Annotated in this window: 24 protein-coding genes; 5 read left to right on the top strand and 19 right to left on the bottom strand. The window is 60.3% G+C overall.

Annotated features, from left to right (window positions below; all coding sequences use genetic code 11):
• Window positions 1–31 precede the first annotated feature (31 nt).
• The 3 genes from ACFQZG_RS11345 (at window position 32) to ACFQZG_RS11355 (ending at window position 3449) form a co-directional block, all read left to right on the top strand.
• Window positions 32–1303, top strand: a complete 1272-nt coding sequence (locus ACFQZG_RS11345; RefSeq protein WP_378152435.1) for an ABC transporter substrate-binding protein — start codon at window positions 32–34, stop codon at window positions 1301–1303.
• Between the two features lie 95 nt (window positions 1304–1398).
• Window positions 1399–2412 carry a FecCD family ABC transporter permease gene (locus ACFQZG_RS11350; protein WP_378152437.1) on the top strand — a complete coding sequence of 338 codons (1014 nt, stop codon included), beginning with the start codon at window positions 1399–1401 and terminating at the stop codon, window positions 2410–2412.
• Window positions 2409–3449 carry a FecCD family ABC transporter permease gene (locus tag ACFQZG_RS11355; protein WP_378152439.1) on the top strand — a complete coding sequence of 347 codons (1041 nt, stop codon included), beginning with the start codon at window positions 2409–2411 and terminating at the stop codon, window positions 3447–3449. The genes ACFQZG_RS11350 and ACFQZG_RS11355 overlap by 4 nt, the downstream gene beginning before the upstream one ends.
• A 110-nt stretch (window positions 3450–3559) precedes the next feature.
• Here the strand turns inward: ACFQZG_RS11355 and ACFQZG_RS11360 are convergent, their stop codons facing one another.
• The gene (locus tag ACFQZG_RS11360; protein ID WP_378152441.1) at window positions 3560–3781 is read right to left on the bottom strand and encodes a hypothetical protein; all 222 of its coding nucleotides are present in this window, start codon (window positions 3779–3781) and stop codon (window positions 3560–3562) included.
• 151 nt (window positions 3782–3932) lie between these two features.
• Window positions 3933–5297, bottom strand: coding sequence for a class I SAM-dependent rRNA methyltransferase (locus ACFQZG_RS11365; protein ID WP_378152443.1), 1365 nt, complete (start codon window positions 5295–5297; stop codon window positions 3933–3935).
• Between the two features lie 106 nt (window positions 5298–5403).
• Here ACFQZG_RS11365 and ACFQZG_RS11370 point away from each other — a divergent pair, with 106 nt between their 5' ends.
• Complete coding sequence (locus tag ACFQZG_RS11370; protein WP_378152445.1) at window positions 5404–6381, top strand: Na/Pi cotransporter family protein; 978 nt, start codon at window positions 5404–5406, stop codon at window positions 6379–6381.
• 10 nt (window positions 6382–6391) lie between these two features.
• Here ACFQZG_RS11370 and deoC read toward each other — a convergent pair whose 3' ends face one another.
• The 17 genes from deoC to ACFQZG_RS11455 all read right to left on the bottom strand — a co-directional run bounded on the left by deoC (window position 6392) and on the right by ACFQZG_RS11455 (window position 21885).
• A complete protein-coding gene (deoC, locus tag ACFQZG_RS11375; protein WP_378152447.1) occupies window positions 6392–7081 on the bottom strand; it encodes a deoxyribose-phosphate aldolase in 690 nt (229 codons plus the stop codon).
• A 3-nt stretch (window positions 7082–7084) separates the two neighbouring features.
• Entirely contained in the window at window positions 7085–7531 is a 447-nt protein-coding gene (locus ACFQZG_RS11380) for an NUDIX hydrolase (protein WP_378152449.1), read from the bottom strand.
• A gap of 98 nt (window positions 7532–7629) precedes the next feature.
• Window positions 7630–8979, bottom strand: a complete 1350-nt coding sequence (mtaB, locus tag ACFQZG_RS11385; RefSeq protein WP_378152451.1) for a tRNA (N(6)-L-threonylcarbamoyladenosine(37)-C(2))-methylthiotransferase MtaB — start codon at window positions 8977–8979, stop codon at window positions 7630–7632.
• A gap of 1 nt (window position 8980) precedes the next feature.
• On the bottom strand, window positions 8981–9745 hold the full coding sequence (locus ACFQZG_RS11390; RefSeq protein ID WP_378152453.1) for a 16S rRNA (uracil(1498)-N(3))-methyltransferase: 765 nt from the start codon (window positions 9743–9745) through the stop codon (window positions 8981–8983).
• 94 nt (window positions 9746–9839) lie between these two features.
• Entirely contained in the window at window positions 9840–10496 is a 657-nt protein-coding gene (locus ACFQZG_RS11395) for a site-2 protease family protein (RefSeq protein WP_378152455.1), read from the bottom strand.
• Entirely contained in the window at window positions 10497–11492 is a 996-nt protein-coding gene (gene prmA / locus ACFQZG_RS11400; protein WP_378152457.1) for a 50S ribosomal protein L11 methyltransferase, read from the bottom strand.
• Between the two features lie 165 nt (window positions 11493–11657).
• Window positions 11658–12011: a hypothetical protein gene (locus ACFQZG_RS11405; RefSeq protein WP_378152459.1), complete on the bottom strand. Its 354-nt coding sequence runs from the start codon at window positions 12009–12011 to the stop codon at window positions 11658–11660.
• A 6-nt stretch (window positions 12012–12017) separates the two neighbouring features.
• The gene (locus ACFQZG_RS11410; protein WP_378152461.1) at window positions 12018–12179 is read right to left on the bottom strand and encodes a YfhD family protein; all 162 of its coding nucleotides are present in this window, start codon (window positions 12177–12179) and stop codon (window positions 12018–12020) included.
• A gap of 156 nt (window positions 12180–12335) precedes the next feature.
• The gene (dnaJ, locus tag ACFQZG_RS11415; protein WP_378152463.1) at window positions 12336–13457 is read right to left on the bottom strand and encodes a molecular chaperone DnaJ; all 1122 of its coding nucleotides are present in this window, start codon (window positions 13455–13457) and stop codon (window positions 12336–12338) included.
• A 136-nt stretch (window positions 13458–13593) separates the two neighbouring features.
• Complete coding sequence (dnaK, locus tag ACFQZG_RS11420) at window positions 13594–15432, bottom strand: molecular chaperone DnaK (RefSeq protein WP_378152465.1); 1839 nt, start codon at window positions 15430–15432, stop codon at window positions 13594–13596.
• A gap of 75 nt (window positions 15433–15507) precedes the next feature.
• A complete protein-coding gene (grpE, locus tag ACFQZG_RS11425; RefSeq protein ID WP_378152467.1) occupies window positions 15508–16101 on the bottom strand; it encodes a nucleotide exchange factor GrpE in 594 nt (197 codons plus the stop codon).
• 52 nt (window positions 16102–16153) lie between these two features.
• The gene (gene hrcA / locus ACFQZG_RS11430) at window positions 16154–17179 is read right to left on the bottom strand and encodes a heat-inducible transcriptional repressor HrcA (RefSeq protein WP_378152469.1); all 1026 of its coding nucleotides are present in this window, start codon (window positions 17177–17179) and stop codon (window positions 16154–16156) included.
• 133 nt (window positions 17180–17312) lie between these two features.
• Window positions 17313–17813, bottom strand: a complete 501-nt coding sequence (locus ACFQZG_RS11435) for an N-acetyltransferase (protein ID WP_378152471.1) — start codon at window positions 17811–17813, stop codon at window positions 17313–17315.
• Window positions 17814–17898: 85 nt separating this feature from the next.
• Entirely contained in the window at window positions 17899–18066 is a 168-nt protein-coding gene (locus ACFQZG_RS11440) for a hypothetical protein (RefSeq protein WP_378152473.1), read from the bottom strand.
• A 3-nt stretch (window positions 18067–18069) separates the two neighbouring features.
• Window positions 18070–19260, bottom strand: coding sequence for a Ger(x)C family spore germination protein (locus tag ACFQZG_RS11445; protein WP_378152475.1), 1191 nt, complete (start codon window positions 19258–19260; stop codon window positions 18070–18072).
• Window positions 19250–20359: a GerAB/ArcD/ProY family transporter gene (locus ACFQZG_RS11450; protein ID WP_378152477.1), complete on the bottom strand. Its 1110-nt coding sequence runs from the start codon at window positions 20357–20359 to the stop codon at window positions 19250–19252. Before ACFQZG_RS11450 ends, ACFQZG_RS11445 begins: the two co-directional genes overlap by 11 nt.
• Window positions 20356–21885, bottom strand: coding sequence for a spore germination protein (locus tag ACFQZG_RS11455; RefSeq protein WP_378152479.1), 1530 nt, complete (start codon window positions 21883–21885; stop codon window positions 20356–20358). The genes ACFQZG_RS11450 and ACFQZG_RS11455 overlap by 4 nt, the downstream gene beginning before the upstream one ends.
• Before the next feature lie 126 nt (window positions 21886–22011).
• Between ACFQZG_RS11455 and ACFQZG_RS11460 the strand changes: the two genes are divergently transcribed.
• Entirely contained in the window at window positions 22012–22791 is a 780-nt protein-coding gene (locus ACFQZG_RS11460) for a hypothetical protein (protein WP_378152481.1), read from the top strand.
• Window positions 22792–22802 lie beyond the last annotated feature (11 nt).

Raw genomic sequence — 22802 nt, forward strand, 5'->3', positions numbered from 1 at the left:
ACATACCCCTGAAAGGTGGACTTTCGTTCTCATGAAAACTTTCTCGTTCCGCACGCTGGTCTTATGCCTCTCCCTCCTGTTGGCCGCCGTATCGCTGCCGTTGGCAGCGAGCGCCGCGAATCCGATCAAGGTCACGATCGACGGGCAATCGCTCGGCGGCAACGCCGCTCCGGTCGTCGCCGGCGGCGTCACCCTCGTCGCATACGACGATCTGGCCGCCAAGCTCGGCGCAACGGCCTCTCTCGACGCCAAGACGAAGAAATTGTCCTTCAAGAAAGGCGCGACGACCTTGCAATTCACCGTCGGCAGCAACCAAGCGCTCGTCAACGGGCAATCGGTCGCGATCGGCACGAAAGTCGTCTCCAAGAACGGACGCACGCTCGTCCCGTTCGGCCTGATCGGCAAGTCGCTCGGCGCGTGGGTCAACTGGGACGCCTCCTCCCGGACGGCGAGCATCGAGACCAAGCGCGCGATCAAGCACGCGATGGGCGAAACGACGCTGACGTCGGTGCCGAAACGTGTCGTCGTGCTGGTGAACGGAGTCGTCGACATCTCGCTGACGCTCGGCGTGAAGCCGGTCGGCGCGGTCGAATCTTGGGTACAGGCGCCGTGGTACGATTACCTTCGCGCGGACATGAGCGGCGTCAAAAATCTCGGCAGCGAGCTGCAGCCGAACATCGAAGCGATCGTCGCGCTGAAACCGGACCTGATCGTCGGAGCGAAGACGCGCCACGAGAAAATCTACTCGCAGCTGTCCAAGATCGCGCCGACGCTGTACGTCGACCAACTGTTCGAATGGAAATCGAATCTCGATCTCGTCGCCAAAGCGGTCAACAAAGAACCCGTGGCCGCGGCGTTCATGAGCGATTGGAACAAGCAAGTGGCGGACATCAAGTCCAAGCTCGGCGGCAAGGCGACCAGCGAAGTGTCGATCGTGCGCTTCTACGATGACGGAACGGCGCGCATCTACGTCACCGGGTTCGCCGGTTCCATCCTCGACGAAGTCGGCTTGAACCGTCCGAAGTCGCAGCGGGATTCCAACAAGACGTTCGTCGATCTGGACTCTCAGGAACAGATTCCGCTCATGAACGGCGATATCATCTTCGATATCACGTCGAGCAACCATGGCGGAGACGAGTTCAAGACGCAGGAAGAATGGCAGAAGAACCCGCTGTGGAGCAACCTCAAGGCGGTTCAGAACAAGAAGTACTACCAAGTCAACGACGTGACGTGGAACCTGTCCGGCGGCGCAACCGCCGCGAAGATGATGCTGGACGACCTCTACTTCTACCTCGATCTGTAAGAGCGCGCCTTACCATTGCGGATAATAACGCGTAACAGCAGAAAGAATGAGCCGTCGGCTCATTCTTTCTCTTGTCGCGGGACTGGAGTGACAGAATGGCAAGGCTCTTCGCATCGAATTCGTCCAAGGCCGCCGGGCTCGCGATCGGCTTGCTCCTGCTCGCCGCCGCGCTGCTTGCCAGCATGGCCTACGGGCTGACGGCGATATCTTGGACGGACGTATACCAATCTTTCTCGAACTACGATACGCAATCGGACGCCCAAGTCATCGTGCAGACTTCGCGGCTGCCGCGGGCGCTGACCGCGGCGGCGATCGGAGCCAGCCTCGCCATTGCGGGCACGTTGATGCAAGGGTTGACCGCCAACCCGCTGTCCGATCCGAACGTGCTCGGCATCAACTACGGATCCTCGTTCTTCGTCGTGTTCGCCGCGACCCAGCTGTCCGTCTCCTCGTTGGCCGCACAGACGGCGATCTCCTTCGCGGGGGCGACTATCGCCGCCATCGCGGTATACGCGCTCGGCTCTCTCGGCCGGGACGGACTGACGCCGCTCAAGGTGATCCTAGCCGGGGCGGCGCTAGGCGCCTTGTTCTCTTCGTTCACCCAGGGCATGCTCGTCTTTAACGAGGACGGGCTGAACCAAGTCATGTTCTGGTTAACGGGCTCCGTGGCGGGAAGGTCGCTCGACATGCTGAAGGCGGTCGTGCCGCTTATGGCCGCGGGCTGGCTCGCGGCGTTGGCGATCTCCCGGCACATGAACGCGCTCTCGATGGGCGACGACACCGCTCGGGGACTCGGACAGCGGACGGTTCTCGTGAAGCTGGCCGTCGGGCTCATCGTCGTCGCGTTGGCCGGCGGTTCCGTCGCCGTCGCGGGTCCCGTCGGCTTCATCGGCCTCGTCGTTCCGACGATCGCCCGATTATTCGCCGGCAGCGACTACCGGTGGCTCGTCCCCTATAGCGCGGTAATAGGCGCGCTTCTCGTCGTGGTCGCAGACATCGCCGGCCGCTTCGTCATCCGGCCGGAAGAACTGCCGGTCGGCGTCATGACCGCGATCGTCGGCATCCCGGCGTTCATCGTCATCGCGCGAAAGGAGATCGTCAAGAAATGAAAGCATGGATCGCCGTTCGTATCGGCAAGCCCGCCGCCTCCCAATTGATCCATAAGAAGACGCTGCTGATCGTCTTCGCGCTAGCCGCCGCGTGCATCGCCGCGGTCGTCGCGGGCGTCGCGCTGGGCGACATGCGCATCCATCCGTTCGACGTCGTCCGCGCGATGCTCGGCGAAGGTTCCGTGGAGCACCGCTTCGTCGTCCGGACGCTGCGGCTCCCTCGCGTCGTCGTCGCCCTGCTCGTCGGGATGGCACTGGCCGTCGCGGGTTCGATTCTGCAAGGGATCATCCGCAATCCGCTCGCTTCTCCGGACATCATCGGCATCACGAGCGGGGCTTCGGTCGCGGCCGTCGCCTTCATCAGCTATCTATCGGGAACGATCAGCATCGTCTGGCTGCCCGCGGCAGCGCTGGCCGGCGCGGCCGCGGCTTCGCTCATCGTCTACTTGCTGGCCTGGAAGCGCGGCGTCACGTCGATCCGGCTCGTCTTGATCGGCATCGGGATCAACTTCCTGCTCGCGGCGGCGACCAAGGTGATGCTGCTGAAGAACCCGGATTACTCGACCTCGCAAGCTTACGTCTGGCTCGTCGGCACCGTATACGGAAGCGATTGGGGGCTCGTCGGCATGATCGCGCCTTGGATCGCCGTCTTCCTGCCCGCCGCTTGGCTGCTCGCGCGCAACGTCAACGCGCTCCAGCTGGGCGACGACGTCGCGGCGAGCGTCGGCAGCGCCGTTCAGCGGCAACGGTTCGCGCTGCTCATGGTCAGCGTCGCGCTGGCCGGCGTCGCCGTCGCGGCCGGCGGCTCGATCTCCTTCGTCGGCCTGATCGCGCCCCATATGGCCCGCAAGCTGGTCGGCCCGTCGTTCGGAGGCGCGCTTCCGGTATCCGCGCTCATCGGCGGCATCACCGTCGTCGTCGCGGACACCGTAGCCCGCGTCGCCTTCCCTCCGTACGACATCCCGGTCGGCGTGTTCACGGCCGGGGTCGGGGCCCCCTTCTTCATCTACTTGCTGTACCGGAACCGCAACGCTTAACGATGCCGACGACTCCGGCTTGGCACGCGCAAACAAGCAGCGCGCATCCGTATTCGGATGCGCGCTGCGCTCGTTACAACCCGCTCTATATTCTCGGTGTCCGTACCGTCTTACGAAATGTTCATGTACCACTTGCTGCCGTCGTCGTACCGGAATATCGCCGCGTCCGACCAGAGCTCGATATAACTGACATGCTTCCACCTGCGACGAAAGTCGAGATCGTCCGACATGGCCCGAATGCGGCTCGTGAACCGGCTTCTGCTGCTCGGCGCCTTCGCCCGATTGTCGAGCGGCACCGCGCGTTTGCCGAATAGAATCACATCTTGCACCATCTTCGTTCCCCTCCGTTCCTTCTTCCTATGCTATAAACATAATCCGAAGGCGTTAAAAATGTTCATGAACGGAAAGGGCTCGAAAGACGAATTTTGCTAACACTTTCTTAACGAAATGTGTCGAAAAACGTCGAACGAACATTTTCGTGTTTTATAGAGCTTTTCGGGTTCGAATTTCGAAAATTCCGAATTTCAAATAATGCCCTTCTTCGACGCCGGCGAGCTGCGGATGGTCTTTGCCCGCGCCCTTCCATTCGACGCGCCGGATAATCTTGCCCGCGTCTTTGGCCGCTTCCTGGATCGACTCGAGGAACAGCTCCGGACGAACGTGGTAGGAGCAGCTGGCGGTCACGAGATAGCCGCCTTCGTTCAACAGCTTCATCGCCTGCAGATTGATATCCTTATATCCCCGGCAAGCGGCTTCGACCGCCCGTTTCGTCTTCGCGAACGCGGGAGGGTCGAGAATGATAACGTCCCAAGTGCGTCCTTCCGCCGCGAGCGGCTTGGAGGTATCCACCTTCGCGCCGCCGCCCCGAGCCGCGCGCTCCTCGCGTCCCTTTACTTGCCCGCGCAAGTATTCGAAAGCGTCGGCCGCCACGAATTCGACGCGGTCTTCGAAGCCGTTAAGCCCGACGTTGTGCCGGGCCGTCTCCAGCGCATGCTCCGAAATATCGAGGCACGTCACTTTCTTGGCGCCGTACTTGCACGCATGGAGCGTGAAGCTGCCCGTGTGCGCGAAGCACTCGAGCACGGTCGCGCCGTCCCAGTACGGGAACGTAACGACGCTTCCCTTGGCGTTGACCGGCACGCGTACGCCGTCCCGCTCCTCGGTCACGATGCCGCTGCGCGCGCCCCAGCCCTGGATCAACGGAGCGATCGCCGCGCGATTCTCTCGCTGGTCGAAGAAATAGCCGGTCTTCTGACCGCCTTCGATGTCCACCTGAACCTTCAGTCCGTTCTCTTCGATCTCGATATACCGCGGGCATTCTCCGTACAGGACCCCCGTACGCTCTTCCAACCCTTCGAGCGTCCGCACGCCGACGTCGCTGCGCTCGTATACGCCCGTCGGCTTGAACGTGTCGATCAGCGCGGGAAGCCACGCCTCCTGCGCCTTCGCCATTCCGAGCGTCAACACCTGCACGACGAGCACGCTCCCGAATCGGTCGACGACCAGGCCCGGAAGGAAATCCGCCTCGCCGTACACGAGACGGCACGACGCGTCTTCTCCGAGAAACCGCTTCCGGTGCGCCTGCGCGCGGGCGAACCTCGTGCGGAAGAAGTCCTCGTCCATCGCGTCCAGCGTTCCGTACGACACGATCCGCACCGTAAGCTGAGACGCGGGATTATAGTAACCGGTTCCGAGAAGCATGCCGCGATGATCCTTCACCTCGATCAGGCCGCCCGGCTCGGCTTCGCCCTCCGTCTTGGCGATCTCGTTCGCGTATATCCACGGATGCCCCTCCTCCAGACGAGGCCTTCTTCCCTTGTTCAGCCATACGGCCGCTTTCGTTGCCATTCGTCTTCACGCTCCTCGTTCGTTCATAATATGTTGTCCCGTATCCGCATAGGTTGGTAGGAGAACTCGTCCCTAGCACCGCCATGCGGCAGGAAGGATAATCGTTATGCTACTCGCTATCGTCGTCCCGTCGCTGCTCGGATTCGCGCTGCTCTTGTCGGGCATGAAGGTGATGGAGATCGCCTTGCAACGCTGGGCAGGACAGCGGCTGTCGCAATGGGTCGCCCGCATGGCCGCGACGCCGCTGCGCGGCTTCGCCGTCGGCACGACCGCCTCCGCTCTCCTGCAGAGCAGCACGGCCGTCACCGTCCTGACGATCGGCTTCGTCAACGCCGGCTGGCTGTCGCTCTCGCGCAGCTTCGGCATCATTCTCGGCACGAACGTCGGGACCTGCCTCACGACCGAACTCATGAGCCTGAAGCTCCACCGCTTCGGGTTCTCCATCTTCGCGGCCGCCTTGATCGGATGGATGATCACCGCTCTACTCTACGAGGTCCGTATCTCCGCCCCGCCGTCCAAGCAAGCGTTAATGCTCCGTTATGTATGCGTCGCCCTCGGCGGCTTCGGCCTACTGTTGCTCGGCTTCCAGATCCTTCAGGGCATGGGCCCGTCGCTGCAGGCGAGCGGTACGTTCGACGCGCTCATGCGCCGTGCCGCCGACAATCCCGTATGGGGCGTGCTCGGAGGAGCGGCGCTTACCGCGCTCGTCCATTCGAGCGCCGCCGTTATCGCTCTGAGCATGGGGTTAGCCGCAACCGGCGCCCTCCCCCCGGAAGCCGGCATCGCCATCGTGCTCGGCGCCAACGTCGGCACCTGCTTCACGGGCCTCGTCGCCTCGCTCGGCGGAGGCCGGGGCGGGCGGTTCGTCGCGCTGTCCCAGCTCGCGCTCAACTCCGCGGGGGCGTTGTCGTTCTACCCTCTCATCGGCGCTCTGCACGCAGCGGCGGCGGCAATATCGCCGGGCGATCCTTCCGCCCAGATCGCTCACGCGCAGACGATCTTCAACGTACTCTGTTCGCTCGTCGCGCTGCCGCTCGCCTACTTGCCGCGATGGCGCAACCCTTCGGAGCTTCGATCGACGTAAGGGAGCGAGATTATTGCCCTCCCATCGCCACGGCGATGCCCGCGCTCGTGCCGATCCGGTTCGCGCCGGCGTTCAGCAGCGCGATCGCGGTCTTCGCGTCGCGAATGCCGCCGGACGCCTTCACGCCGATGTCGGCGGGGACCGCTTCCCGCAGCAAGCGCACGTCTTCGTCGGTCGCGCCTTTGCCCCCGTAGCCGGTAGCCGTCTGCACGTAATTCGCGCCCGCTTCGGCGGCTAACCGGCAACCGAGCCTGACTTGTTCTTCGTTCAAGTAACCCGTCTCCATGATTACCTTAATGAGCGCGCCGCCTTGCACCGCCTGAACGACGGCCGAGATGTCGCGCAGCACCGCCTCGGTATCCCCGTCCCTCAGCCTGCCGACGGCGAGCACCATATCGATCTCGGATGCGCCGTCCTCTAAGGCGGCCGCCGCTTCGAACGCCTTCGCCCGCGTAGCCTGCGCGCCGAGCGGGTAACCGACGACGGCGCTTACTTTGACGTTCGTGCCGCCAAGCCGTTCCCGGCACAGGCGAACCCAGCCGCCGTTCACGCATACGCTGCGGAAGCCGCCCGCTTCTGCGGCGTCGCACAGCGCATGCAGTTCCTTGGCCCCCGATTCCGCGACCAAGTGCGTATAATCGACGAAGCCCGCGAGCGGCTGCCCCGGCCGCCAGATCGGAAGTTGACTCGCTTCTGCCACCTTTTACGCCCCCGTGCCTTCGCGCGCGCCTCGGTCAAGCTTGTCCAGCGCAAGGCGCAGCACGTCGTCGTTGTTGTCGTAGCCTTGCTCCAGTTGGAGCCTCCATGCCGTATCCGGATCGTACCAGCCTACGCCCGTAATCTCCTCGACTTGCGCGACGAGCCGTCCTTCGCGCGCTTCGACGAGATAATAATGCACTTCCTTCTCGACCGTGCCGAGAGTCGCATGCTCGTACGTATAGCCGATGACCGTCAGCTTGTCCCTAAGCTCGCCGACGAGTCCGGTTTCTTCCTCGATTTCTCGCAGCGCCGTTTGTTCGATCGTCTCTCCGGGCTCCATTTTGCCTTTGGCTAGCGTCATCTTCCCGAACCGGTCCTCGATCAGCTGAATTTCCAACCCGCCGTCCCGGCGCCGGTACACGACGCCTCCCGCCGATATTTCCTTCGTCATCCGTCATCTCTCCCCGATGATGAGCAAAGAGACTTCAACCCGCGCAAGATAGGCGACGCGCGCCCGGCTTGCCCGGAATGAAATCTCCGCTCTTCCCCTTATGCTTGCAGCGCGACCGGACGGTCCGCGTCGATAACTTCGAGCAGCTGCCCTTCGCATTCGTTAACGCCGGAATCCGTAATCCGCACGCGGCAAAGCTTGCCGATGAGCGACGGATCGCCGTTCAACACGACTTGAATGTAGTTGTCCGTATAGCCGGACACGAGACCTTGCCCTTCGCGCCCCTTCGCTTCGCGCTCCGGAATGACGTCGAGCGTCTTGCCGACCCATTCGCGGCCGTACGCGGCTTGCATCCGTTCTGACAAGTCGATCAGCTTGTGCACGCGCTCGTGCTTGATCTCCTCGTCGACCTGGTCTTCCATTCGAGCGGCGGGCGTACCCGTCCGCTTCGAATACGGGAATACGTGCATCTCGGCGAACTTCATCCGTTCCATGAAACGGAGGCCGTTCTCGAATTGCTCCTCCGTCTCTCCCGGGAATCCGACGATAACGTCCGTCGTGATCGCGACGCCCGGCATCGCTTCGTGAAGCAAACGGATCTTCTCCGCGAATTCCTCGGTCGTGTACTTGCGGCGCATCCGCTTCAGAATCGCGTCGTCTCCCGCTTGCAACGGAATATGCAAATGACGGCACATCTTAGGAGAGCTGTTCAGCACCTTGATCATCTGCTCGTCGATCTGGGACGCTTCGATCGAGCTGATCCGAATGCGCTCCAGACCGTCGATCTTATCGAGATCGGACAGCAGGTTCGCGAGCCTGTAGTTCTCGAGATCATCGCCGTAACCGCCCGTATGGATACCCGTCAGGACGATCTCCTTGTACCCGGACGCCACGAGCTGGCGCGCTTGCTCCAATACGCTGTCGGGCTTGCGGCTGCGCGACAGGCCGCGGGACCAAGGAATGATGCAGAACGTGCAGAAGTTGTTGCAGCCTTCTTGAATCTTCAGGAAAGCGCGCGTCCGATCGGAGAAGTCCGGTACGTCCAGCTCCTCGAACTCGCGCGTCTTCATGATGTTGCGCACCGCGTTCATCGGCTTGCGGTCGCTCTGGATGTCTGCGATGAACGTCATCAGCTTATCGCGGTCCTGCGTGCCGACGACGAGGTCGACGCCTGGAATCGCCATGATCTCCGCCGGCGACGTCTGCGCGTAGCAGCCGGTTACGGCGATGATCGCTTCCGGGTTGCGGCGCACCGCGCGGCGAATGATCTGCCGGCTCTTCTTGTCGCCGGTGTTCGTCACCGTGCACGTGTTGATGACGTAGACGTCGGCCGCCGTCTGTTCGAAGTCGACCTGCTCGTACCCGTCGTTCTTGAACAGCTGCCAGATCGCTTCCGTATCGTAGAAGTTCACCTTGCAGCCGAGCGTATAGAATGCCACGTTCGGCATGTTAATCTCCTCCTAGCTCTCCGGACGCGTAAGCGAGGCAAGCGAGCGCGTACAGCGCCGCCGTCTCCGTCCGTAAAATTCGTTTGCCTAAGCCGACCGTCTGCGCGCCGGCCGCCGCCGCTTCCTTCGCTTCGCGTTCGTCGAAGCCGCCTTCCGGCCCGACGATAACGAGCACGCGCGGCGAAGCGGCTTCCCGCGCGGCGAATTCGTTCAACAACCGTTTCAGGCCGTTGCCCGACCGTCCTTCTTCCTCATAGCACAACAGGACCAGATCGTAACCCGCGAACGTGCCGACGAGCGCTTTCCACGTACAGACCGGCAGCACCTCGGGAACGATGCCGCGATGGCTCTGCTCGGCGGCTTCCTTGGCGATCCTCCGCCATCGTTCGATCCGCTTCGCTTCCTTGCGATCGTCGTACTGGACGACGGTGCGCCTGGACAGGAACGGCAGGAACGCGGCCGCGCCGGCCTCCGTTCCTTTCTGAATGACGGTTTCCAGCTTGTCCCCCTTGGGAAGGCTTTGCGCGACGGTAACGCGCCAAGCCATCTCGGACGAAGCGGTCCGTTCTTCCACGATGTCCGCTTGGACGCGGTCTTTGCCGACCGTCACGACGTTGGCGACGGCCTCGCGGCCCGTTCCGTCGCACGCGATGAACTTATCGCCCGGCTTCGCCCGCATGACCTGCGACAGGTGCCGGGCGTCGTCGCCTTCCAGCGAGACGGCTTGCGAGCCCATCTGCGCCGGGGGCACGAAATATCGTTGCATGACTGTTGCCTCCCGCTCTTGCTCCATCCCCCATCATACCTCGAATGGGCTTCATACGCCACTTGCTTAATCTGTCAAACCATCCGGTCAATCATCAGAAGAATACGTTGACGATAGAAACCATCGCTTCCGTGATCGGGTCGCGCAAGTCCATCAACGGCCCGATCGTCACGTCGCGCAACGGCGGGATGAAGATGAGCAGGAAAAAGATAAACGTAGCCCATTGCGCCTTCTCTTGAATGAGGATGCGCGTTCGAATCGGTAAAAACTCTTCTACGATACGATAACCATCGAGCGGCGGAATAGGAATAAGGTTAAAAATAAACAGTGCAAGATTGATTTGCAGCCAGAAAGCGATAAATATTTGAATGCGATCGAGCGTTTGGAACGTTGCCTGGTCGAATGCGCCGAAATGATCGAGCATGCCGACTAGGAACACCATAATGAACGCCAGCAGCAAATTGCTGATCGGTCCCGCGGCCGTCACGAGAATGCTCATGACGCGCGGGTTCTTGAACCGGCTGCGGCGTACCGGCACCGGCTTCGCCCAACCGAAGCCGGCGACGAGCAGGAACAGCATGCCGAGCCAATCGAGGTGAGCCCTCGGATTGAGCGTCACCCGGCCTTCGCGGTACGCGGTGTCGTCGCCGAACTTCCAAGCCGTCCACGCGTGCGCCCATTCATGCACCGTGAACGAGACGAGCATGATCAGTATGATGACCGGCAAATATTCTAAATCGAACCAGAACAATTACTCGTCCTCCCCCTTCGGCTTGCCGGCAACGAACGCGATCCATTCTTCCTGCCGGAGCTTGTCTACGATCTCGAACCCGGCCGCAAGCAGTCCCGCTTCGACGTCGAGCTCCTTGTTCTTGTAAATGCCGGAACAGATATAGATGCCGCCGGGCTTAAGCACGTTCATGACGTCGTCCAGGAACAGCAGGATGATCTCCGCGAGAATGTTCGCGACGACGATGTCGACCGGCGGCTTCACTTGGTTCGCGCGGTCGCTTGCGCCGATATCCCCTTCGTTCAGGACGCCGAGCAGATCGCTCTCGCGCGTCTCGATGACGGCTTCCAACTTGTTAAGCGCGACGTTCTCGCCAGCGTTCTTCACCGCCACCGGGTCAAGATCGACGGCCAGTACCCGGTCCGCGCCCAGCTTGATCGCCCCGATCGCGAGAATGCCGGAGCCGGTGCCGACGTCGATCACTTGCTCGCCGCCGGAGATGGCGCTGTCCAGCGCCTTCAAGCACAGGGCGGTCGTCGGATGCGTGCCGGTGCCGAACGCCATGCCCGGATCGATCTCGATGATCAGCTCGCCTTCCCTCGAAGGCGTATATTCCTCCCACGTCGGCTTGATCGTCAACCTTTCGGTTACCGCGATCGGCTTGAAATATTTTTTCCACGCGTGGGCCCAATCGTCCTCGTGCACGTCGCCGGTCGAGATCGTGAACTCGCCCGCATCATAGCCGTATTCGGGAAGCCCGACGAGCAGAACGCGAAGCTCCTCCGCAACCTGTTCCATGTCCGTGCCCTCGGAGAAATAAGCTTTGAACTCCGCGTAGCCTTTGCGAATATCGTTCAGCGGCCGGTCGTACAGCTCGCCGTACTTCGTATCGCGCGGTTTGCTCTCGTCCCAGCCTTCCTCGACGGATACGCCCCCCGCTCCCAATTCCGTTAAGTAATGCGTAACCATCTCTTGGGACGCTTCCGTCGCCAAGACGGTCAATTCGTGCCAGCGCAATTCGTACTCCCCCTATGTATGCAGCCCATGCAGTCCATGCGGCCCGATCATTCGTACCCTTCATTATACACGTTCCAAATTAGCCCGCGCAAAGGAAGCGAGCGCGATTTGCCTACCGCCGCAAAAAACGCGCCTCTCCTCCCGGAGAGACGCGCCCGTCTTTCGTTACGGCGCCAATATGCCGCCGGCCTGCCGGATGACTTCGCGCGCTTGTTCGGTCGCCGAGCCCGGAACCTCGACCGAGAGCGAATAGAGAGCCTCCGGACTGGCGAATTCCCCCAGCGTGCTGGACGCTTCGACGGAGAACGCGGCCGCCGTGTCCGTGAAGATGCCGTCCGTGTCGGTGTAATCGTGCGGCTCGGTCGCCGCCTCCATTACGCCGGTAGACGCGGGCTCGCCGATGCCCGAGCCGAGCTTCTCGAGCCGGAATCGATCGGCGCGGAGCGAAGACAGCTTGCGAATGGCCGATTCCGCTTCATGCTGCGAGTTGAACGCCGCCTGCAAAGATTGCGTCTCCAAGGGTGATTACTCCTCCCCGGTGACGCGGCGATTCGCCGCCGCAGCCCGCTCTTGCGCTTCCTGGTCTTCTTCGTCCGCCAGCTCGTCGGCGAACTCCACGTCTTGATCGGATGCGATAGGAAGCTGGCTGCTTGTCTGTCCTTCTTCGAAATTGCGTCTTGTCATCATGAATCACGCCTCCCTATTGGTCGCGGGCTGCGATCGCCCGGCAATCTCCGATAGGGTGCGCGATCGTAGGGGAGGTTATGCGAATCGGCGGCAAAACCAAAAGCCGCCCTCGGGTTCGTTATCGAACCCGAGGACGGCTCTTCGTCTACCTAACTACTAGTCCCCGCGGAACGCCCGCTTCATCCGCTCGAAGATCGACTCGTGATGCTCGTGCGTCGACTCGCCGCTCGTCTGAGCGAACTCGCGAAGCAGGTCCTTCTGGCTGTCGGTCAGCTGCGTCGGGGTGACGACCGTCACCTTGACCTGCTGATCGCCCTGGCCGTAACCGCGAAGCTTCGGCACGCCTTTGCCCTTGAGCCTGAAGTACGTCCCGGTCTGCGTGCCCGAAGGAATCTTCAGTTTGACCTTATCGGTCAGCGTCGGAATTTCGATCTCGTCGCCGAGCGCCGCTTGCGCGAACGTAAGCGGAATTTCGCAGAAGATATCGTCGCCTTCGCGCTCGAAGAAGTCATGGGACTTCACCCGCAGCACGATATACAGGTCGCCGGCCGGGCCGCCGCGTACGCCGCCTTCGCCCTCGCCGGTTACGCGAAGCTGCGAGCCGTCGTCGACGCCGGCCGGGATCTTGACGTTGATCTTCCGCTGACGCTTCACTTGACCGCTGCCCGAGCAAGTGCCGCAACGATCCTTGACGATCTTGCCCCGACCACCGCAGCCCGTGCAGGCGCGACGGTTGACGATGCGGCCGAACGGCGTATTCTGAGCCACTTCCTGCTGGCCGGAGCCGCGGCAAATCGTGCACGTCTCCGGCTTCGTACCCGGTTTGGCGCCGTTGCCATGGCATGTATCGCACGTCTCGGTGCGCGGAATATTAATGTCGGTTTCCTTGCCGAACACCGCTTCCTTGAACTCGATCGTCATCGTATATTGAAGATCGTTGCCGCGTTGCGGCGCGTTCGGATCGCGCCGGCCGCCTCCTCCGCCGAAGAACATGTCGAAGATGTCGCCGAAGCCGCCGCCGAAATCCGCGCCTCCCCCGCCGCCGAAGCCCGCGTTAGGATCCTGATGGCCGAATTGGTCGTAGCGCGCGCGCTGTTGATCGTCGCTCAGCACGTCGTAAGCTTCCTTCACTTCCTTGAACTTCGCTTCCGCGTCCGGCGCTTTGTTGACGTCCGGATGGTATTTGCGAGCCAGATTGCGGTACGCCTTCTTGACGTCTTCCGCGCCGGCGTTTTTCTCTACCCCTAATACGTCGTAATAGTCCCGCTTGTCGGCCACTTCTCCGCCTCCTCGATACACTTAAATCCTCGTCGGGCTCGAATTAACTTTCCCTCATGAGGAAAGTCAAAGCAGCCCCGCCTAGGCGGAAGCGGCTTTGACTTTCTGTCTATCTATTGCAACTTGATTCCTTATCTTATTTCTTGTCTTCGTCCACGACTTCGTAGTCGGCGTCGACGACGTTATCCTTCTTCGGCGCGGGGCCGGCATCCGGTCCGCCCTCAGGCGCGCCTTGGCCTTGCGCGGCTTGCTCGTACAGCTTCATCGACAGCTGTTGTACGATTTCGCTGAGCGCGTCCGCCGCGGCTTTGATCTCTTCGGCATTGTCGGTTTTCAGCGCTTCGGTTACTTTGTCCTTCGCCGCGTTCGCTTTGTCGATCTCGCCCGCGTCGACTTTGTCTCCGAGGTCTTTCAGCGTCTTCTCGACGGTATAGACCAATTGGTCCGCGCCGTTCTTCGTCTCGATCAGCTCGCGACGGGCTTTGTCTTCCTCGGCGTGCAGCTCGGCTTCCTTCTGCATGCGCTCGATTTCGTCTTTGCTCAAGCCGCTCGAGGACGTGATCGTGATCTTCTGGCTCTTGCCCGTGCCCTTGTCGAGCGCCGATACGTTGACGATGCCGTTGGCATCGATGTCGAACGTGACTTCGATCTGAGGTACGCCGCGCGGAGCGGCCGGAATATCGCTTAGGATGAAGCGTCCGAGCGTCTTGTTGTCCTTCGCCATCGCGCGCTCGCCTTGCAGGACGTGGATCTCGACCTGCGTCTGCATGTCGGCGTACGTCGAGTACACTTGCGACTTGCTCGTCGGAATCGTCGTGTTGCGGTCGATCATCTTCGTCAGTACGCCGCCGGCCGTCTCGATGCCGAGAGACAGCGGAGTGACGTCGAGCAATACGACGTCTTTCACGTCGCCGGTCAGAACGCCCGCTTGAACCGCCGCGCCGAGCGCTACGACTTCGTCCGGGTTTACGCCCTTATGCGGCTCTTTGCCCGTCAGCTTCTTGATCGCTTCGACGACGGCGGGAATACGCGTGGAACCGCCGACGAGCACGACTTTGTGGAGGTCGGCAGGCGTCATGCCCGCATCGGACAACGCTTGGCGCGTAGGCGCCATCGTACGTTCCACGAGCGATGCCGTCAGCTCGTCGAATTTCGCGCGGGACAGCGTCAGCTCCAAGTGCTGAGGCACGCCGTCCACGACGGTGATGAACGGCAGGGAGATCGTCGTCGACAGGACGCCGGACAGCTCTTTCTTCGCTTTCTCCGCCGCGTCCTTCAGACGTTGAACCGCGGACTTGTCTTTCAACAGTTCGATGCCGTGTTCTTTTTTGAATTCGTTGGACAGCCATTCCATGACGATTTGGTCGAAGTCGTCGCCGCCGAGGTGGTTGTCGCCGCTCGTCGCTTTGACTTCGAAGAAGCCGTCGCCCAGCTCCAGGATGCTGACGTCGAACGTGCCGCCGCCAAGGTCGAATACGAGGATCGTTTGATCTTCGGATTTCTCCAAGCCGTAAGCAAGCGCCGCGGCCGTAGGTTCGTTGACGATACGCAGAACTTCTAGGCCCGCGATGCTGCCCGCGTCCTTCGTCGCTTGACGCTGGCTATCGTTAAAGTATGCCGGAACCGTAATTACGGCTTGCGTGACCGGTTGGCCTAAGTATGCTTCCGCGTCGGCTTTCAGCTTCTGCAGGATGATGGCGGAAATCTCTTGCGGGGAATACGCTTTGCCGTCGATCGATTCCTTGTGGGACGTGCCGATATGGCGCTTGATCGAGCTGATCGTGCGGTCGGGGTTCGTGATCGCTTGGCGCTTCGCCGTCTCGCCGACGACGCGCTCGCCGTCCTTCTTGAAGCCGACGACCGAAGGGGTCGTGCGATTGCCTTCCGCGTTCGGGATGACGACCGCCTCGCCGCCTTCCATTACCGCTACGCAAGAGTTCGTGGTGCCTAAGTCGATGCCGATTACTTTACTCATAGTCGATTGCTCCTCCTCCGATTACATGCAAGTTAATGACGCTCTTATGTCGCCCTGCCGCATCCGATGCGGCCATTACCCGCTGACTTTCACCATCGCCGGACGAATGACTTTGTCTTTCAGCCAATAGCCGGATTGAATGACTTCCACCACGGTGCCTTCCTCGTATTCGTCCGACTCCACCTGCATGATCGCTTGATGGTGCTCCGGATCGAATGGCTGCCCGACCGGCGCCATCGGTTTCAAGCCTTCGGCTTCCAACGCTTGGAACAGCTGCCGATGGATCATGTCGACGCCCTTGGCGAACGAATCGCCTTGCGCGCCTTCGCCGTTCGCAGCCAGCGCGCGCTCGAAGTTGTCGAGCACGGGCAGCAACTGCCCGACGAGCTTAGCCGTCGCGTATTGCGCCAGCTCTTCCTTCTCCTTCGCCGTGCGGCGACGGAAGTTATCGAAATCGGCTTGCGCTCGCAAATAGCGGTTCTGGTTGTCTTCCGCGAGGCGCTCCAATGCCGCGATTCTCGGATCCTGATCGGCGTTCGCTTCAGCCGCTTCCTCTTGGTGCCCATGGGCAATCGGTTCGCCCGTCGCTTGCTCCTCGTTAACCGGGGCGAGCTCTTCTTCGCGCTGATCGTTCATCTCCGCGGACTCCTTCGTCTCGTTCGTGCTCATGCCGTATTCACCTCCTTACCGTGCCACCCGTATATGGGGGCTATACAACTTATTATTTGAACCCGCGGGACATCAGTAACGCGATATCCTTGGATAAATAATCGAGCAAACTGATCACTTTGCCGTATTCCATCCGTACCGGTCCGAGCACGCCGATCGTGCCGAGCGATTGTCCGTCGAGCGAGTAAGTCGCCGTAATCAGGCTGCATTGATTGATCGCCTCGACCGCGTTCTCCGTGCCGATCCGTACTTGAATGCCCCCGGGATGCGCATGGAACAACTGAGATAGCATGCGCGTCTCCTCGAGCATGCCGAGAATGCTCTTCGCCTTATCGACGTCTTTGAACTCGGGCTGCGTCAGCATGTTCGACGCGCCGCTCAGGAACACCTTCGGCTCCTGCTTCTCGGTAATCGCCTGCTCGAGCAGGTTCAGCACTTCCTCGCAGCGGTCCACGTAACGGCTAAGCTCCTTGGCGATCTCGCTGTGCAGCACGGACTTCACCCGGAAGAACGGTACGCCGCTAAGCTTATCGTTCAGAACGGCTACGATCTTGCTCATGTCTTCCATGGATATGCCGTCGGGGATGTTGATGGTACGGTGTTCCACGTGCCCGGTATTCGCCACGATAATGGCGACGGCCGAACGATCGGTAATCGGAACGAGCTGGAAGTGCTTCAACGTCGTGTCGAAAATCTCGGGACCGAGCACGATCGACGTATAATTCGTCAGTTGGGACAGAATGGTCGCGGCATGGCCGATGACCCCTTCCCAATGGTTCATCTTCTCCGCGAAAAAGCTGCGGATCTTGCGCACGTCTTGCTCCGACGCGCCGTCCACGGTAACGAGATGGTCCACGTAGTAACGGTAGCCCTTAATGGAAGGAATGCGTCCCGCCGACGTGTGCGGCTGCTCCAGCAAGCCGAGCTCCTCCAGATCGGCCATCTCGTTGCGGATCGTCGCCGGGCTGAAGGACACGTCGGCTCGCTTGGAAATGCTGCGCGAACCGACCGGCTCGGCTGAGCGTACGTAATCGTCGATAATGGCACCTAGAATCATCCGTTGACGCTCGCTTAACATACCGTTGTCCTCCTCTGCGTGATCCGTTCAATTCGTTAGCACTCCAATTCAGCGAGTGCTAACGACTAATACAAAAATACCAAACCATCGTCGGTCGTGTCAAGAACGTACCGGGACGGTTTGGCGGTCGATTTTAAATTCGGGCGTAGGTCATTTCCGCGTCTTCCGGAGTCAATTCGATCCGCTTCAGAACCGCGATCTCGTCGCAATTGTTCTGCTTCGCGCAGTTCACGCAATCGGTCCATACTTTCTCCGGGAATATCTCCTTGTCGACGACGTGAAAGCCGTTCTTCTGGAAGAAGGACACCTCGTAGGTCAAAGCCATGACCTTAGGAATGCGTTGTTCCTCCGCTTCGGCCATCAAGGCGTCGACCAGCTTGCTGCCGATTCCTTGACCCTTATAGCCGTCCGCGATGCCGAGCGAGCGGATCTCGACCAAGTCCGAGCCAAGCTTCAACAGCGAGCCGCAGCCGACGAGCTTGCCGTCGTCGCTGGCGACGACGAAGTTGCCGATATTGCGCGCGAGCGCTTCGCGCGAACGGGGCAGCATAATTCCTTTGGCGGCATAACCTTGTATAAGATCGTGAAGCGCGTCCACATCCTCGGACGTCGCTTTCCGGCAAATGACGGACATGGTCGACCCTTCTTTCTACCTGACCGGCTGAGTGATATGAATAAATATACAACAGCATTCAGTCAGATACAATAGAGAAAACGCGTCACGCCGAGCCTTCTCCCCCCTGCCTGTCCTCGCGCTTCCACGGCGGGTCGGTCGCGTCCCGCAAGGCTTTGTTCACGCGGTGGAGCGCATAGGGGACGATCGCGCATAACGCCACGCACGACATTCCCAGCAAGGACGGAAGATGCGTCCAAATCCACCAACCCATGCGCTACGCCCCCCTGATTTTATCGATGTTGCCGCTCCTGCGGATGTGAACGGTCGCCTCGACCCGAATCGTCGCGTTCGAGAACAAATTCCGCCCGTTATCCCAATTATCCCGGATACCGGTCCATAGCCGGTAATGATTCTCGTACAAGAACCCGCCCAGTCCCATCGCGTCTTTTTTCAACGATCGTTGCAAGTAGCGAATCGTCTCGGCGCATCTCTCTTCGATCTCGTTCGCGACGGCGTTCTGGGCTTTATCCAGCGTCGCCGTCTTCTTGAAGGATTCGGTGGACGTCGTTTCGTTAAGCGCGCCACTAACCCGAATCGTAATCAGGAAACCCAAATTGTCGGGATCCCGGTCGGTCAACTTGAATTCGCTGTTCCCGCCTTCGATCTGAAAAGTCGCTTCCGCTCCGTCCAGCTTGAATTCCATAGCTCCGCCATTGATGACGCCTCTTATGAAGTTCAACGATTGCGCGTCCGATTGTTCCATTGCGCCGACCATCCGGTTCGTCCTCCCGTCGACGACGGCCACGCTGTCGAAAGCCGCAACCATCTTATCCTTGTAAGTGACGCAGGGAATGAGGAACGTCTCGTAGCGGAGCAACATCTCGTGCACGTCCCCTATCCGTACTTGAGGCGCGATATACGAGCTCCCGCGCCGGTTCCGATCAAACACGCTCAAGTATAGAGCCGGCAGCGGTTCGTTCGGCACTTCCAACTCGAGCAGCTTCTTCGCATCCCCTTTGGAGATGATGACGTGCGCGGAGCGTCGCATGTATTTGTCCCTCAGAAAATAATCGAACACGTCGCTTAAGCCTCCGTTATGCTTCGCCATATCCGAAGACACGATGATTGTCTTCAGATGCTCCATGAACGGCTGCCGGCTCGTCTGCAACGACATTTTGGCGGCGACCGCCGACAAGCTCCGCTCTTGCGCGGTAATATTGAAATACGTCTTGCCCTGCCCTGTCTTGCCGTTGCTCTCCTTGATAGCCGACGGAATGACGATCTGGTAGGTGACGCTGTATCGGTCATGCGCCTCGCCGCCTTGATCTTTCCCCGAGCGGGGCGGCTTGTCGATCGCGACGCCGATGACGAAGCCCCTCTGATCGATCTCAACCCGATCCCAACACCCTGCCAGCAACACGCATAACGCGAACGCCACGCCGACTCGAATCGTTCTACCCAGCATTGCCCCCCACCCCTTTGGCTTTGGCGATCAACAGCAACGACATCGGCACGATTGCCACGAGAACGAAGCCGAAGTAGCTGAGCCACTGCCCGAACGTACTCGTCTCCCCGACGTTTTGCGGAAGCATGCCGAAGATGAATATAAAAGGGAGGACGATCGAAATCGCGGCGATCTTCTTCAACGCGACGAACAAAGAGCGGAGGCACATAATCGAGATATCGAGCGCGACGCTCGTCGTATTGAACACGGTCATGAGCCAGATCGTGAAGAACACCGACTCGAACCGTTCGAAGAACTGCCCCGGGAGCTCAATCTCCTTGGCGAGCTCGACCGTCGGATATTGGATATTCGCCGCCCCCTCGTTCGTGAACACGCCGATCGTAACGAGATAGACGGCCAAATAGAGAACGAACGGAATTAGGACGCCGATGAGAGACATGGCGACTGCCTTAGCCGGCTTGCGCATCATGAAGGCATAGAACAAGATCAATTCGAACCCTAGAAACGAGAACACGACTTCGCTGCTTCCCTTCAGCAGACCTCGAGGCTCCGTAACGAAGTGAGGCTTCAGATTGGAGGGCTCGAACAGATCCGCGGCGAACGACAACACGAACGTCGACACCACGAGGACGATCGGCAAGAAGAGGACGTTCAGCCGGATAAGACCGATTCGTTCTCCCGCTACGGCATAGGCGGTAACGAACAAGAAGGCGAGGCCGATCACTTCTGCCGGCGTCTGGTCGAACAAGTATTGCTTCGAGATCGTAACGATCATGCGCGCCTCGTAAGCGCCGTAACAAACGAAGTATACGAAAAACAACCAACTCAACCCGATCGCGACCGGCTTCGTCGCGATCGACGCCGCGTATTCATGAAACATCTTCCCCGGGAACCGCGAAGCCAGCTTCGCCGCGACCCAAGCGAGCAGCATGGCGACGCCGCCCGCGATCAGAATGGATATCCATCCGTCCGACGCTCGGGTCGCCTGGGCAAGAGAACTCGGCAGCGTCAGCACCCCGACGCCAAGGATGACGTTCGCTACCGTGATGGCGATTTCCCTTCCGCCGACTCTCGAATCGGCGTAATCGAACGGCTTCATTTCGCGTCCTCCTCGACGTCCGGCATCCGTTCTGTCTCGCCGGTCTTCAGCATTCCCGGTCTCTCTTTCATTTGCATGACGGGCGACCGCAGCAGCAAGTCTTTCCAATCCTTCAAGAACGTCGGCGCGATCGGCGTCGTGTAAGGAATGCCGAACGTCTTCAGATTCACGAGGTGGATATTGATCGCGATATAGACGAGAATGACCCCGTATAACCCGAATAACGTCGCGGAAACCATGACGCCGAACCGAACGACGCGGAGCGAGATCGCGAACGAATAGGCCGGAAGCGCGAACGACGTAATCGCCGTGACCGCGACGACGATGACCATGATCGGGCTGACGACGCCGGCTTGAACGGCGGCTTCCCCGATGACGAGACCGCCGACGATGCCGATCGTCTGTCCGATCGGCTTCGGCAATCGTATGCCGGCTTCTCGCAGCAGCTCCAGCGTCGCCTCCATAATGAACGCTTCGACGAACGCGGGGAACGGCACGCCCTCCCGAGTGCCGGCGATCGAGAAGGCGAGCCGCGACGGCAGCATGCCGTGATGATATTCGAGCAACGCAATATAGAGAGCGGGAAGGAACGTCGCGATGAAAGCGGCGAAATAGCGCAATAGGCGCAACCCGGTCGCGATGATCCAGTTCTGATAGAAATCTTCGGGCGATTGGAAGAACGTCGATAAGGTCGAGGGCACGATCAATTGAAACGGCGTGCCGTCCACCATGATCGCGACCCTGCCCTGAAGCAGAGCCCCCGATACTTTGTCCGGGCGCTCCGTGTTCGTCACTTGGGGGAACGGGGACAGCGCATGATCGGATATCCACTGTTCGACGAAGCCGGAGCCTTCCGGGTCGTCCATATCGATCGTCTTGACTCTGCGCATCACTTCCGCGACGAGTTCAGGGTTCGCGATTCCTTCGACGTAGACGACGATCAATTCCTTACGCGAACGCCTGCCGACCGTCCGGGAAACCATCTTCAGGTTGGCGTCCCGAATCCGCCTGCGGATCAATGACGTGTTCGTACGGATATCCTCCGTAAACCCGTCGCGCGGCCCCCGGATAAGCGCCTCGGTCTGCGGCTCTTCGATGGAACGGGTTTTCATCCCTCTGCTGCCTACGGCCAGCGCCAGGATCGAACCGTCGGCGAACACGAGCGAATCACCTTGCAGCATCGCGTCGATCGCCGCGGTCATCTCTTCGAATAACCGCGTCTCTTGCAACGGTAGAACGGACTCGCAGAGCCATGCCATGAAGTCCGCCCGCTCGAACGCGCGATCTTCCATCGGAGCATGGCTTAACAGCGGCCGTAACACTCGTTCATCGATCAGCGTCCGGTCGACGAGACCGTCGATGCAGCAGACGACGATCCGCTGACCGGACGCGCCGGGGTTCAGCACCTTGACGATCAAATCCCCGGGCTCGGAGAGCAGGCGCCGAACGACGTCCGCGTTGGCGGTCGCCGACGTTAGGACCGGGCCGTCATCTCGTACGGTCGGGCTCGCGACTCGTCGTTTCATGCCCCGGAATCCCTCTTTTCGCGCTTGATTGATACCACTATTCCCCTCGCCGATCGGCATTATCCAATGTTGGGCGAAATGACTTCTTCGAGGTATATGTTGCTACATTATTGTCATCCTAACGCTATGAAACGATTGAATCCCCTCTACCGGGCTGCTCCGGCGACGAGCGCGGCGGCGAACGGCTACGATCTGCTCGCCCGCTACGACCCGAGAACGGTGGTATGGCTGTCGGCCACTTTTCCCGGATTCGGCCATTTGCTCCTCAACCATAACGTGCGCGGCCTCTTCTTCACGCTGTCCGAGGTGTTCGTCAACTCGTTCGCCCACGTTAACGAAGCGATCGTCTATACGTTCTGCGGGAAATTCGACGAAGCGGCTCGCGTGCTTGATCCCCGATGGGTCGTCGGATACGCCGTCGTGTTCTTGTACGCGATACTGGACAGCTACCGGATCTCGATCGGACAGAACCGACTGTTGGATCGCGGGATCGTCGGCGTTAACCGATTGGCCGCCGCCTATTTTCCAAGACAGGAAATCCAATATACGATGCCGAAGCTGCCGTGGGTCGCGGTCGTCTTCTCCTGCTTGGTTCCCGGCTTGGGTCAAATCTACGTACAACGATACTGGCTGGCGATGTACGGGGTATTGTGGTGGTGGATTTACGCGACGCTGTCCGGCTATAACGTCGCCTGGATCCGGTTGCTGCTCGGGGATATGGAAGGCGCGTCGCGCCTCCATCCTCACTGGGTGCTGTTCATGCCGTCCTTGATCGCCGGAGCGACTTACCACGCTTACGTATGCTGCTTGCGGCAGAACCGGTTGTTCCGCTTGGAGCAGAGAACGTACGCGACGATGGCATTCAGGGGAGAGAGCATTCGGCTCGCCCGTTATCGGCTCGATTAAGGTCCTGGAGG

Origin of the sequence: Cohnella sp. GCM10027633, from assembly GCF_042675445.1 — a bacterium.
Lineage (GTDB): Bacteria > Bacillota > Bacilli > Paenibacillales > Paenibacillaceae > Cohnella.